Annotated in this window: 11 protein-coding genes; 10 read left to right on the forward strand and 1 reads right to left on the reverse strand. The window is 39.6% G+C overall.

All coding sequences use genetic code 11. The features are described from left to right. Positions 1 to 902 precede the first annotated feature (902 nt). The 7 genes from MHN81_RS18900 to MHN81_RS18930 all read left to right on the forward strand — a co-directional run bounded on the left by MHN81_RS18900 (position 903) and on the right by MHN81_RS18930 (position 8458). Positions 903 to 1745, forward strand: coding sequence for an alpha/beta hydrolase (locus MHN81_RS18900; RefSeq protein WP_239426416.1), 843 nt, complete (start codon positions 903 to 905; stop codon positions 1743 to 1745). A 42-nt stretch (positions 1746 to 1787) separates the two neighbouring features. Next, positions 1788 to 3281: an NAD(P)/FAD-dependent oxidoreductase gene (locus MHN81_RS18905; protein ID WP_239426417.1), complete on the forward strand. Its 1494-nt coding sequence runs from the start codon at positions 1788 to 1790 to the stop codon at positions 3279 to 3281. A 36-nt stretch (positions 3282 to 3317) separates the two neighbouring features. Then, positions 3318 to 5012 carry a thiamine pyrophosphate-binding protein gene (locus MHN81_RS18910; RefSeq protein WP_063383330.1) on the forward strand — a complete coding sequence of 565 codons (1695 nt, stop codon included), beginning with the start codon at positions 3318 to 3320 and terminating at the stop codon, positions 5010 to 5012. A 54-nt stretch (positions 5013 to 5066) separates the two neighbouring features. Beyond that, positions 5067 to 5993 carry a hypothetical protein gene (locus tag MHN81_RS18915; RefSeq protein WP_239426418.1) on the forward strand — a complete coding sequence of 309 codons (927 nt, stop codon included), beginning with the start codon at positions 5067 to 5069 and terminating at the stop codon, positions 5991 to 5993. 5 nt (positions 5994 to 5998) lie between these two features. Then, positions 5999 to 7003 carry a hypothetical protein gene (locus tag MHN81_RS18920; protein ID WP_239426419.1) on the forward strand — a complete coding sequence of 335 codons (1005 nt, stop codon included), beginning with the start codon at positions 5999 to 6001 and terminating at the stop codon, positions 7001 to 7003. 285 nt (positions 7004 to 7288) lie between these two features. Continuing rightward, positions 7289 to 7462 (forward strand): hypothetical protein, encoded by a 174-nt coding sequence (locus tag MHN81_RS18925; RefSeq protein WP_023398800.1) that lies wholly within the window; start codon positions 7289 to 7291, stop codon positions 7460 to 7462. Between the two features lie 516 nt (positions 7463 to 7978). Beyond that, positions 7979 to 8458 (forward strand): hypothetical protein, encoded by a 480-nt coding sequence (locus MHN81_RS18930; RefSeq protein WP_023398798.1) that lies wholly within the window; start codon positions 7979 to 7981, stop codon positions 8456 to 8458. A 330-nt stretch (positions 8459 to 8788) separates the two neighbouring features. On the opposite strand, the gene MHN81_RS18935 is transcribed toward MHN81_RS18930, so the two are convergent. Continuing rightward, positions 8789 to 10000 (reverse strand): serine hydrolase, encoded by a 1212-nt coding sequence (locus tag MHN81_RS18935; RefSeq protein WP_239426420.1) that lies wholly within the window; start codon positions 9998 to 10000, stop codon positions 8789 to 8791. Between the two features lie 918 nt (positions 10001 to 10918). On the opposite strand from MHN81_RS18935, the gene MHN81_RS18940 reads away from it, so the two are divergent. From MHN81_RS18940 to MHN81_RS18950, 3 genes are all read left to right on the forward strand, one after another. After that, entirely contained in the window at positions 10919 to 11848 is a 930-nt protein-coding gene (locus MHN81_RS18940; RefSeq protein ID WP_239426421.1) for an alpha/beta hydrolase, read from the forward strand. A 181-nt stretch (positions 11849 to 12029) separates the two neighbouring features. Beyond that, entirely contained in the window at positions 12030 to 12923 is an 894-nt protein-coding gene (locus MHN81_RS18945; protein ID WP_239426422.1) for a hypothetical protein, read from the forward strand. Between the two features lie 343 nt (positions 12924 to 13266). Next, entirely contained in the window at positions 13267 to 13452 is a 186-nt protein-coding gene (locus MHN81_RS18950) for a YqaE/Pmp3 family membrane protein (RefSeq protein ID WP_023398794.1), read from the forward strand. Positions 13453 to 13649 lie beyond the last annotated feature (197 nt).

Genomic DNA, 13649 nt, shown 5'->3' on the forward strand with positions numbered 1-13649 from the left:
AAAATGTAAGTGGTCGCACATTTACATTAGCAGAAGCTGAGAAGTGCCTTATTTCTATCTTGTTTTTATACTTGGTGCACTTGCATGTTGAATTCGGCAAATGTAACTCGACAGTTTTTCCTAGTTATTGGGACGTTTATAAGAAATTACATGGCGTCAATACTACTAACCATGACTGTACAGTTTATCAGCCTGCAAAATGTGCCTGTCCCATTTTTTCTATTTTTTCCTCCTGTCCCATTTTTTCCTCCTGTCCCATTTTTTCCTCCTGTCCCATTTTTTCCTCCTGTCCCATTTTTCCCCTTCCATTTTTTCTTTATTTATTTCTTTATTTCCTCAATCGGTTCACCCAAATTTTATCCACGGTATTACTTAAACCCAACATATCAAATGAGATAAAGCTTCAAAAAGTGCATTTTTTAATCATTCTTACTCAATGAATTCAATAAAAAATAAAATTTTTATAAAAATAATTATTTAATACTGCTCAACAGTCTTTCGAGGCTAAAATATTAAAAAATGCATAAATTTAAGCTCAAGTTGAGAATAATTAATAGTTGACAGTGTTGTAATAATTATATTTAGAGCAATGAATCGGACCATTTATAGTTTTATTCAATTTTTTAATGAACAAATCACATGCTTAAGTGAGATAGAGAAGAAAATTGTCGTTTTTATTCTACAAAAGTATAACAAATCAGCTTCTTGTGTATTTGTGGGTATTTAGTCTTCTGTTTTGAATAAAAATTCAGGTCTGTTTTTGCCGCTATCGATGACTTTTTTGTTTTTTCAATTAATGAGTTACAAACCTAGGATCGCCTCGTTGTTTTGATGTTATTTTTCGTATTTTTTCTTGCTAAGATGCCCCCGTTTTTTACTTACAGAATTAGGAAGGACTTAGGATGAAGTTAAAACATACATTCATATCTTTATGCGCTGTTGCAAGTTTGGTTGCTTGTAATAGTATCTCTTCAGACTCAAAACCACTTTCTGCAGGAAGTCTTTCAACTGAGCGAGCTGAAACTGAAACAACAGTGGTATTTATTCATGGTGCACATTTGCGAGGCTCTGCTTGGCAACCTGTGGTAACGGAATTGAAAAATGCTCAAATCATTCCATATATCTTAGACTTGCCTGGACGTGATAATAAGGTGGCACCAAAAACCATCACCTTAAACCACGCAGCTAATTCATTGTGTAAGCGCACAAAAGACTTACCACAGCCACAAGTTTGGGTTATGCATAGTCAAGGCGGAGCGGTGGCTCACGAAGCACTTGCCTCATGCAATAGAGCTCATGTGAGTCATTTAATCTATGTCAGTGCGGTTGCGCCATTCGAAGGTGCTAAACCTTTTGCACTACTAAATAAAGAAGATGAAAAAAACTACTTTAAAGGTGTGACGTACGAAGACGGCTGGATGAAAATCACCAACCAATCGGAATATGTTGCTTCATTTACCAATACCAAATCAAAATCGATGCAAGCAAAGATTTGGTCACAATCAGTCGATGAACCTGCGGTGACAGGCGAAGGTAAAGTGCATTTAAATAAATCCAAGTTAGATGCTATTCCAAAAGTGTATGTTTTTGCAAAAGAAGACAAGATTATTTCGTATGCAACACAGCAAAAAATTGCTCAGTCTATCGGCGCGACACAAACCTATAGCATTGAGTCGGGCCACTTGCCTATGATCACACAACCACTAGCTTTGGCTGACGCAATAAAATCTGCTTTAAGGCACTAAATTTCCAATAAAAATTTAATCTATCGTTAAAAGGACTTTTTAATGAAGAACAATACTCTTGCCCATAGTGGCAAGCCGATGACGCTTTTAAACAGTGTCAGGGCACTTGGCGCCAAAAGTTTAAAGGGCGCACCATCTGTAACAATTATAGGGGCTGGCATTGCTGGTTTAACTAGCGCATACGAATTAGTTAGGCTTGGCGCAAAAGTAACCATTCTAGAAGCAGATCCTGGTCATATTGGAGGCCGTGTAAGAACTTTACGCGAGTCAGATGCATTGTATGCCGAGTTGGGTGCTATGCGCATTCCAACGCATCATCAAGTAACTCGTCAATACATAGCAGAAATGGGCTTAAAATTACGTCCGTTTGTTCAAGATAATGTGCGTACTCACGCAATGATCCGAGGTAAAAAAGTAGCGCGTAGTCCAGAGGGCTTTGAACTTTTAAAAAGTGCTTTTGAGCTGACCGCTAAAGAACGGAGCATGAGCGCAGATAATATGTGGGACCTTGCTGTCACCGAGGTGTTGAATTCATTGTCTGATAAAGAAAAACAGGCACTTTATGAAAAACAATTAACCACTAAAAAACTCAAAGAGCTTGATGCAATGTCGCTTAAAGATGCGTTCAAGCAGGCAGGGTTGAGCTCAGAAGCACTCGAATATGTATCTTCTATTTATGGTGTTTCAACTTTACTGCATACCGCTTTCTCTGAACATTTAAGAGAGCAACTTGAGCGCGTTTGGTTTGAAGGCTTTGACGAAGTAGTGGGTGGCACCGACTTATTGGCAAAACATCTACACCAACGTATTGCTGGTCAAGTGAACTTTTTGGTTGGAGCTAAAGCCGTAGAAGTTAAAAACCAAGCAGACAAGGTGTCTATATGTTATCAATCGAGAGATAGAAGCAAACACACTATAGAGTCTGATTACGCAATTTGTACCCTCCCATTTGGTGTGTTGGGTAAAATCGACTTTCACAACAGCATAAACCCTAAAAAAGCACGCGCATTTGCACAGGTACACTATGATTCTGCAACTAAGGTATTGATCAGAACCAAAAACCGCTTTTGGGAGCTTAAAGAAAAGATCTATGGTGGCAGTACCATATATGATGCTGGTCTTGGCCATACTTGGTACCCTGCAGACAATGCGGTAGCAAAGGATCATGCCATATCGAACTCTGCGAGTTATCTATTAGCCTCCTATACTTGGGGCCAACACGCACGACGTGTTGATACCCTTAACAACTTTGAACTTAAAGAGCTACTTTATACGGAACTTAAGAAAGTGCATCCCTATATTGAACGGGATGACATTTTAAGTGTATTGCGCTGGAGCTGGAGCAATCATACCCATTCAGCAGGTGCTTACGCGTTTTTCAATCCTAGAGATCATCAAGACTACTACGCGTTAATGAGCGAGCCCGAGCATCGCCTATGTTTTGCAGGAGAGCACTGCTCTGTATACCATTCTTGGATCCAAGGTGCACTGGTTTCAGCCCTTGAAGCCGTTCAATACATTCACAAACAAGCTTAAGAATTTTAAATTTGACTTTTGTAATAAGGAAATATGATGTCTTATACAGTCGCTGAGTTTATTACACTCAGACTTAAACAGTTGGGTTGCCACCATGTTTTTGGTGTACCAGGTACTTCTTGTTCTGATTTTATCGACAGTTTGGTCGCCGATCCGGATATGCACTTTATTAATACTGTCAACGAGCTGGAAGCTGGTTATGCTGCAGATGGATATGGTCGGCAAGGTGCACTTGGCGCCGTGTCTGTAGCTTATGGCGTTGGTACATTGAGCATGGCAAATGGCATTGCAAGCGCATTAACTGAGCGCGTACCATTGGCGGTTATTAATGGTGGTCCAACTGATAAAGATCTCAGCCTTGAGGCCGAGTACGATGTTTTATTCTCTCATTCAACAGGGTTTGGTAAAACCGATTTACATGTATTTAAAGAGTTGACTCTGGCAGCTGAGGAAATTCGCGATTTAGACGGCGCTGCTGACCGTATCGATCAATTGCTCATTACCGCATTAGAACAATCTGGCCCTGTCTATATCGAGATCCCTCAGGATTTATGGAAAAAACCAATCGGACACTTTTCTGCAAATTTAAATTACACAGCAAGACGCCATAGGGCAGGTAGACGCCAGTTTGTTCGCGCCATTAAAAACACACTGACTCATGCCAACAAGCCCGTCGTATTGCTTGGTGCTGAGCTCGTCCGCTTTGGATTAATTGATGAGGCGATGCAGTTTGTTGAGTCGCAAGGACTGCCATTTTATACAACGCTACTTTCGAAATCTTTAGTGAGTGAGTCACATCCGTTATTTTGCGGCGTATACGACAGTGATTTGGCACCTTCCACCATAACACAAGGCGTCGAGTCATCAGATTGTGTAATTGCACTCGGTTGTTTGTTTGGGATTGATCATCGCTTTATGGTAGTTTCCCTCAAAGACAAATTGATCCGTGTTGCATTTAATAAAGCGATGGTGGGCAGCAACGTCCTACGTAAACTCTCTTTAGGCACAGCATTGGAAGCCATCAATGCTCTCCCAAGACTTAATACGCAGCAAAATGCTATACCCAGTGTCGCCGGCTTGAACTATCAACAACGCCGTGAACAATGGCAATCAAAATTCGAAAATGATCCGTACTCAGGCACTTTGGGCCATGATGGTATTTTTGCAGCCATCGGAGATTTTTTAAATACCACTCAATCTCCTTACTACATCAGTTTAGATACCTGTTTGGCGAGCTTTCCTGGAGCGGATATTCCCGTTATGGACACTCAATGCTTCTTAGCAAACCCAATTTGGCTTTCCATCGGGCAAGGCACACCAGCAGCTATTGGCAGTTATTTTGCTACGGGTAAACGACCGCTCATTGTCACAGGTGACGGTGGGTTCCAGATGGTCTCTCAGGCATTTTCGTCGTTTGTACAAAACAATATTCCGGCAATAATCGTTATTGTCGACAATGGTTCATATGCGATTGAGCAATTTTTGATTGACGGCTCATTCTTTACAGAGCCGGGCAAAGCTCCGCTGGATTACGTAATGCTCAACGGTTGGAAGTACGAAAATATGCCACATGTTTACAACGGCGGTATAGGGTTAAGAGTAAATACCTATGAAGACTTGTTAGGTGCTTTACAACACGCGCATGCGCGACCTGATCAACCTTGTGTAATTGCGGCACAGATCCCGATGAAAGACCTCCCCGCAGAAAACCGTGCCTTTTTGGGTATTTAACCAAAGTTGGCCGGTACAACATACAGCCGGCCTCGCTAACACAAGGGTAAAATAATGACATTGTCGCGACGCGCTTTTTTAAAAAGCGGTTTTGCTGTTGCTGGTTTGACTAGTGTTGATGCATTTGCTTCGCCTTGGATAAGGGCGTTGCTCAATGAGTCAAATAGTTACCACGCTTTATATCTCAATAAATATTTATTTAATGATTTAACAGCTTTACTAGCGAAACAACTCCACCTATACCAAGACTCTGATGTACACGCTCAAGCGCTTGAATGTGTGTCTAAAGTGCAGGATGAAGGGGTAATTTATCAGCGTTTATCAGCTATTTTAGCCAATAGTAAACTCAACATGCAGCTACTGAATATGCACCGCTTGCAAGATCTGCAAGTGCGTTTCAGTCAATATTTAACCGAGTTTACTCAAATGCAAAAACTCTCTGGGTATCTCAGTTTTGGATTACCTGATAGTGAGTTTGATCCGATTAATCATCTTCCATTTTTTAATGGCCAAACTTATACCATGACGCACGCACTCAATGAGTCATATTCTCCATTACAAAGAGCTGACTTTTCTGGTGTAGTACAACCAACAGAGTTAATCGGAAAAACACCAAAAATCAACGCTTCAAGCGTAGAGTTGGCTGCTATTTACGATGGCCCTCACAGCTATTCAAGCGCTGAATTTACGAGCATGATGTTACGCATAAAGCAGGTCATGCCGTCAGGAGGTAAGTTAGTAATGCCGCTATTTAATGTGCAACAAACTGCGCATAAACATGTGGTATCAGTGTTTAATGATTGGAAAAACTTGTTGCATGGCCGTTCTTGGCACGCAGCGCAAGCTCAAAGAGATCGGCTGCAATCTGTGACTGCTTGGCATAAAGAAATGAAGGTATATGGCTATAAAGTGCATGCAGTTATTCCGCTCGATGAAAACACCATGCTTCCTGAGTATCTCAGTATTTACGAAAAGGTTTAAACATTATGGAACCATTAAATAACAAAGGACTATCAAGGCGCTCATTTTTAAAAGGGACGGGCGCAGGTATGGGGATCTTGGCCAGCAGTATGCCAAGTTTTGCATTAGAAAACGTTTTTAATAACCACAATGGTGCAGTTGCTACAGGCCAATTAAAAAATGCGGGGTTGCTAGAGCAAACGCAAACAAATTCACTGTTCAACCAACTGACTTCCGCGCTTAACTTTAAACAATCTAAAAGTGAGAAAGTGCTCATAGTACTAGGTCAAGTTAGTACTCAGGCATTTCCGCACAGCGTTGATCATAAGTTAGTCAATGCTTGTTTGGCACAATTGTACGAAAGAGGTTGCAGTAACAAGGACATAACTGTTGCATATCACGCCCCGAATGCACTAGCGAGTAATTCACCACTGGTCAAGGCTATGACAATGCCTGAGAAAGACAGCGCGCAGCTCGTTAACGTTGCCAATAGCGATGCATGGTTAACGCTCGAAATGCCAAAACCATTACCAAAAGTGAAAGTACTGGAGCAGGCCCAAAGTGCCGATCATATTATTTATTTAGATCAACTAACAGATCAACATGGCTCTTTAAACTGCCCATTAAAAGGCTTAGCTAAAGTTGTATTCGACCCCCAGTCATTTAGCAAATATAGTGATCAGTGTGATGACTTATTTAATATGAACGAAATACAAAACGCTATCTCGAAAAAGGTACGTTTACTTGCTTACAATGCATCACGCTTTATTGCGAAATCTTCGATGTCTGATGTACAAATGCACCATGTCCATCCGGGCATACTTGCTATATCAAATGACGTTAAAAGCCATCAATTATTTGCTGAAAACTATTTACACAGCGTACTAAATACAACGCCAGAGTCAAAGCATAACTCACAAGAGCTTACTTGGTTTCAATCTGGTGTAAGTCGTGATCCTATGACCATAGCGCATATAGAGAAGACAATACGTAAATCAGGTGTTTCTTTGAGCAAAATAGAGCTTGTGTAAGTCATTAGTTATTGCGAGAAGCTATTGCTTTTTATAGGCTTCACTAAAAAGCGACCGACACTCATGGTGTAGGTCGCCATTTAATTCCAATTATTTAAGGTTTCAGCTTACAAGGTTTACGATAAACCTTAACTCCGTCTATGTCTTACTGAAGCATCCGTTGCCGTCATACCTTGCTCAGGTAAATTAGGGCATTTTTCACATTAGATTCTTTCAATTTACACTCAAAGCGCTTTGTGTAAAAAATATAACTGAACACTTTTTAATCATGTGAAGGAAACTAAAATGAAATTACACCTAAATAAAAAAAATCTAAAAAACTTATGCGACAAGAAAGTAGTAGACTCGGAGCAGACGCCATTGATCGCAGGCGGCGGTAGTGCTATCCCACCGACCAGAGTGCAAAAGGGTTGTCCTTATTTCTCTTACTTTCCTGTGAATACCTGTCGCCCTCGATAATCGAGATGATAAATGGGGCATGCAATATGCTCCATTGAAACAGTACAACGAGCAAATCAAACAATACAAAACAGCACTTGTTTTTCTTAATATTCAGAAACTAGACTCATGCTCAGAGCACCTTCTCTAAGTTGTGTCAAAGTCAAAAATTTTTTTAAAGTTGTATATAGGCCTTTGAAGTAATCAGGCTTTGATATTGTTTTTATAAGTATTGCGCCGGTACCCATGCTAAAATCTACTAACCCTGAGTTTTCTCTTAAGTTACCAGTAAAGTCCTCTATAAATCTCATTGTGGTGAATTTTGGATGCATACAACTGTCAGATCCCCGACTTAACAATGACTTAAACGAAAACTTTAAAAAAGTCATGCGAAAATATACTTGCTTATATTCTATGCTATCTAAAGGGAACACTTTTTTCTATTTTTACTTTTCAGTTATAATTTGCCTCTTGATTACACTGATATGCAGCGTGCAGTATCAGTCGAACATGCAGTAAAGACAACGGGGAAAAACAATGAAAAAGTGGATATTAGCAGTGGGCTTAATGATATTTTGCGGGCAGGGAATTGCCAAAGAGCCAAACACGCTGTTTGTGGTTCATAGTGTAACGTTAAATGATCAAAACAAAGCAAAAAAAAGACCGTACTATGAAAAAGGCGAACGGTTTCAAATTTTTAACCTAGAAAGCCAGTCAATGAAGACAATTTATCAAAATAAAAAGATAAAAAGCGTTTATCTTGAACCTGGAAATTATTGTTTTGCTTCAGTTTTTATATCTCAATCTCAGCGAGTACCAATAAAGAATAAAATATGTTTTGTTATCTCAGATGAGCACATAAATAATATGGGAACATTTGTGATTGGGACTAGGGTAGCTGGTAAATCGCCATATGCATTAATCGTTGATATTAAGCAAAACTACGATGAAATAGCCCAAGCAGCTAATCAGCCTAGTGCAAAACCAGTACGCTTGTTTAAGATTAAAGGGTCATAGTGGATAGAATGAGTAAATTTTGAACTTATTTAAAAGTTACTTTCCTAGCCTGTTGTAACAAGTCCGTATGACTAAATCAGCTTAAAAGGACGTTGATATAGGCTTTTTGGACCGCTTGAGCTTTGTTTAAAAACTAGTCTCTACTTATTTCTGAACTGATGACTGCCAATCTCAACTGAGGTACTTAAATAAACTTCAAGGGAAAAATTTTAGAAATGCCCGCAGTTAAATCAACAGAGCTGGGTAAATTTTACAAAAAGCCCAATCGTTATACAAAGGGCTTTTTTATACGCTACTTTGTCTCACAAACCAAGTTTATCAATAAGTTGCTCAAATGAATGCAGGTAGGATCTTTTCGGCGATAATCTGTTTGTATTGGGGTTTGTTATCGTGCGCTGTGTGTACGATTAACAGATCTAGTTCTTCAACGATCATGATGATTTGACCGTTGCCACCTTGAGCTGACATGCCTAAATATTTTTTATCGCCGACTTTCATATCGACTCCCCACCAGAAATAGCCATACCCTTGTTTTGAGACGTCTTGTCCGCCCCAATGGACATCATCATCTCCCGTTAATAAAAGCCTGCTTGTACCGTCAGTAATGAACTCTTCAGGGATTAGCTGCTCACCTTGCCATTTACCTTTGTTCATCGCGAGGATACCAAACTTAATCATATCGCGTGACGTCATGCTACTGCGCCAACCAGCTTCAGGCAGGCCCGTAGAGCCATTTGTGCGCCATCTGTAATTTGTGATCCCCATTTTGTTAAGCAGTTCTTTTTTAATAAAGTCTTTTGCAGATCCTGGAACTACAGCCTCAACAACTTGCATCACTAAGGCTGGTCCATAGCCATATTTGAACGTTTGAGATTGTGCAGTGATCGGCGCGCTATTCTCAAGGATTGTCTGAATTTCCCTTTGTCCCATTAATTGATTTGGAAGTTTGTAAATCTTAGTTTTTTGCTCATCGCTTACTCGAATACCGGAAGTCATCGTTAATGCGTGGCGTAGTGTTATTTTTTCTGCGCCTTCAACTAATTTGCTTTTGTCTAATTGATTAAGAAAGCTAATAAACGGTTTGTCCAAATCATCCATTGAAAGGTAGCCAAGTTGAATAGCACGGCCGAGCGCTAAGCCTGAATATGTTTTGGTCGCAGATGCTTGGTAATGAGGCAAGTTTAAGCGACCTTTACCATAATATGATTCAAAAACAAGTTTACCTTTGTGAGCAATGAGCAGGCTGTCGAATGTCCCATGTTTGTAAGCTGCAATCTCTTTAGCAAATTCAGTGATCATTTTTTTATTGCCGCCATCTGTGCCTAATTTACCAACGCGTATTCCATCGTGTCTACTCGCAGGAGAAACATCGATAAAAGCATTTTCGAGATAGGGGATCTCAGTATAAGTTAGCTTTGCTTCAGCGGTTGAAATTTCTGGTGCTTGATTTTTACTTTGTCCGCTATGTGCAAAAGCGATACTGCTGTAATTGGAAACGAGAGCGGCAACAACTAAGCTTGTCACTGTTAATCTAATGGTCATAGGTTTTCCTATTGTTGTGTTTATAATCAATACATAAGCTGTATTCAGTCAATTTATTCAGCTAGTAGCGAATTCAAATTATCTACTGGCTATTACTGTAACCGAGTAAAAATTGGATGCTTGTGTTTCCTATGATTTTTAGTTTACTTCAATCTGATAAATTATTATTTCATTACTTATCAATGAGGTGGTGGTGAATTTTAGTGGTGAGCCTGTGTTTTACCTCTGGGATATTATGGATGTTGTGAATCCTGAATTTGTAGCGTTGTAGAAAAAAAACGCTAAAAGTATTGTGTACTAACTGGAAAAGTACGCCCAACATTTATGAAGCCTTCAAATTGAACTTCCCGGGTCAGGAGCAAAGCAACAAAGATAATTTGGTTCCTGCATCTCTCTAGCTTGGGATAGTATCTATTGGGCTGATGGTTGGCGAGAACGAGCACTGCCGACAGGAGTTACTGCAGTATACGTCGCTGCTCAGTTCGTGGGCACGACGTCAATTGATGTTCGCAACTTACAGGTATTACAAAAGACAAGTATGACAATGCACCGGGAGATAATACTGGGTTTTGCACATTGAAAGAAGGTGGGTTTTTGAGGCTTCCTTATAGTATACCGATTTGGAAAAGGTCACTTCAGCATATAAGCAATGATACGTACTACTAGCACTGTCACTATTGTATGTGGCAAGTTGAAAAAATGCGGCAACCTGATGGTTGCAAAGCAAAATGAAAAAAGTAGGTTTGGTGTAATCGTTAAGCTGCTACAATATGAGTAAAGTTATATTTACTCGTAATAAATAAAAGAAAGACATTTTCCAAATGCTTAGAGTGCAATTTAAGGTAATACTTTAACTATCAATATATTTAGCTAAAGTGGTATATTATTTATTGATTATATTAGTAAAAGAGTTAAATAATGACCAATTGTCTTGAAGCAGGGATTAGAGAGCTAGTCGACGAATTTCATGCCAACGGAAAGTCATGCCCTTCAACGCAAACTATCTCGGAAAGACGAGCAGGTTATATAGCGAGCACTGTGCTAGCGGGTCAAAGCCCTAAGATAGAAGAGGAGTTTATAGATGTTATTAATGGTGTTCAGGTTAAGATATACAAGCCGAATGAACAGACTAATTTGCCAATAACAGTATATTTTCATGGTGGGTGTTTTATTAGTGGCGGTTTTGAAACTCACGATATTCAGTTGCGACAAATAGCGCATATGTCCAATTCCATTGTTATCTGCATCAAATACAGGTTAGCACCGGAGCATAGGTATCCTGCGGCTCATGACGATGTTTACCAAGCGGTGATTGGTATTAAGGAAGTTGGACAAAAATATGGTGGCGATCCAGCGAAAATAGTATTTGTTGGTGATAGTGCTGGTGGACAATTGGCACTAGCTACAACGCTTAGGCTCAAGCAAAATCAGCAGTGGTTACCACGTAGTCAAATTCTTATTTATCCGATGTTAGATCCCAAAGGAAATTCCGATAGCTACAGGGAAAATGGAGCAGACTATATAATCACAGCAAATATGCTGTTATCTGGTTTCCATTTATACGCAAATAGTGAAGAAGAGTTGAATAACGAGCCCGAGTTAAACTTACTAGATTGCGACTTGAGTGGATTGCCTAGTACAACCATTATTACTGCTGAGTTTGACCCTTTACGTGACGAAGGAGAAAAGCTCTACAAGTTAATTCGCAGCTATGGTGTTGAAGCGTATTGTGAGCGCTACTCGGGTGTCATCCACGGCTTTTTCCAGCTCAGTGGTGTAAGCAGTTCCGCACAAAGCTGCATTGTAGCAGTTGCAAACCAAATAAAACGAGAGAGTTACACACGTTAAAAGGTGTATTGTCATTCATAGGTGAATGTATAGCATGTAATGAGCATGTTACGATAACACCAAAATCTACAATTGCTTTAACTTATAATCGAGTAAAAACGGGCGAGTTTTATACTGCGTAACTTCTTAATCTGTAAGCCGATCACATCCTTTGTAGTAACTAATTTTATGAGGTTATTAAATGACGGCTTATTATCACTATACGACACTTAGTCTCGCTGAAAAAATTAAAGACGGTGGTTTGTCTACCAATTATTTTCGCACCAATAAAAAAAGAGCAACTGCCGGTGGTAGCTTTGATATAGATAAGGCGGAAAACTTTGATAAACGAGTGTCTAGCCAACTGAACGATTTTGCAAGCTTTATAGCCAGAGAAACACAGAGCAATGATCCAATGGGGTTACACGCAGCGCTGGTGCATCTTGCAAAAGAGCAAGCTGAACTATTAGAAAGTAGCTTAGCATTGGACCCTATTCAACTACACAAACAGTATTTAATGAATCTTGAGTGCTTACTCGAACAGGTATATCACACCTCTGCTCCTGCAAAAAATATGGCGAGAGAATTGGCATTATTGTTACTAAAAATAGAAGTGGTCGATAAGATATCTCATTCATCGTTATTCAAAAAAGATATGGTCGCCAGTACCAAGCGTTTTACACTTAAACCTCAAACCAAAAAGGCGTTAGCAGGGCTGTTCTTAGAGTCAGAAAACCATCTCTACAAGTGGATAAAAGCATTGGCGCTTGCGTATACCAAGTTCTATTACGACTCTGAGGAGATTGTGTGCTCTACGCATATCTATTTTTTCGACCGTCACAGAGCTGAGAATGAAGGAACAGATTATATCAAAAGGCTTCGAAAGTTCGAAAATGATATCGTTATATTAAAAGTTGATCTCGAAGCAGAAGAGGTGATCTTAGATGAGGCTCAAGGTAACGCATTTATGGCCGTACCTCAGCATATTCAACCATCAAAAATTGATTTTCAGCATATTGCGTCCAATGAGACGAGCTGGGTTGAAGGCGGGAACTGGGTAAATATCAGGCACCTTGGTAGTCTCTACGCAATATAAACCAGTATTATCACGTTTTCAGCATAACATGCCAGTTCAAAGGTGGTGATGGACTCTATCTAATGTACAAAGTACATGGCAAGGCGAACGGTAAAGCTCAATGTTCACCTCATTATTTGGCATGTGCTAATGTATAAATATCGTAATTTATTTGAGGGTTAAAGGTTAGTATTTTTGGCGTTTTTAGCTATCTTTTATAACGGTAGCTGTAAGCGTTCATTGGGTTCTATAACGAGTGTATGTAAAAAAGTCATAGTTTACAGCTACTCTAGTTGGAGAGATGACAGATGGCTGGTTGGATATACCCTAGCCATGATAACTATATTGAAAATAGAGAGTAGACATGAGTTCAAACAACGTAAGTATTGTGAATCTAATTTTTGCTATTTTTCTACCACCAATTGGCGCTTTTTTACAGGTCGGATTTAGTTTGCACTTTTTTATCAATATTGTGCTTACTCTACTGGGCGGTCTACCTGGTATGATCCATGCAATTTGGTTGGTTGTTACGAATAAAACAGGTGACTAAAAGTATTTTTGTTAACATTGGTGAGTCAGGTTAAATGCCTAACTCGCCAATTACGATTTTGTGGATGGGCGTGCCATTTAATTTAACCAGTTTTCCTTCTCGCTTAAAATGTCGCGTTCTTATTTACCTAGTTAGCCTAACAATCTATGAATTTATACAAGGAGATTTACTAAATCTGCTGTGCAGTGAAGTAGGGG

It is taken from the genome of Pseudoalteromonas sp. Of7M-16 (assembly GCF_022347805.1).
GTDB classification, from domain to species: Bacteria; Pseudomonadota; Gammaproteobacteria; order Enterobacterales; family Alteromonadaceae; genus Pseudoalteromonas; species Pseudoalteromonas luteoviolacea_F.

Coding starts and splice junctions, on each gene's coding strand:
- MHN81_RS18900 (WP_239426416.1), top strand. CDS start 903: ATGAAGTTAAAACATACATTCATATCTTTATGCGCTGTTGCAAGTTTG.
- MHN81_RS18905 (WP_239426417.1), top strand. CDS start 1,788: ATGAAGAACAATACTCTTGCCCATAGTGGCAAGCCGATGACGCTTTTA.
- MHN81_RS18910 (WP_063383330.1), top strand. CDS start 3,318: ATGTCTTATACAGTCGCTGAGTTTATTACACTCAGACTTAAACAGTTG.
- MHN81_RS18915 (WP_239426418.1), top strand. CDS start 5,067: ATGACATTGTCGCGACGCGCTTTTTTAAAAAGCGGTTTTGCTGTTGCT.
- MHN81_RS18920 (WP_239426419.1), top strand. CDS start 5,999: ATGGAACCATTAAATAACAAAGGACTATCAAGGCGCTCATTTTTAAAA.
- MHN81_RS18925 (WP_023398800.1), top strand. CDS start 7,289: ATGAAATTACACCTAAATAAAAAAAATCTAAAAAACTTATGCGACAAG.
- MHN81_RS18930 (WP_023398798.1), top strand. CDS start 7,979: ATGAAAAAGTGGATATTAGCAGTGGGCTTAATGATATTTTGCGGGCAG.
- MHN81_RS18935 (WP_239426420.1), bottom strand. CDS start 10,000: ATGACCATTAGATTAACAGTGACAAGCTTAGTTGTTGCCGCTCTCGTT.
- MHN81_RS18940 (WP_239426421.1), top strand. CDS start 10,919: ATGACCAATTGTCTTGAAGCAGGGATTAGAGAGCTAGTCGACGAATTT.
- MHN81_RS18945 (WP_239426422.1), top strand. CDS start 12,030: ATGACGGCTTATTATCACTATACGACACTTAGTCTCGCTGAAAAAATT.
- MHN81_RS18950 (WP_023398794.1), top strand. CDS start 13,267: ATGAGTTCAAACAACGTAAGTATTGTGAATCTAATTTTTGCTATTTTT.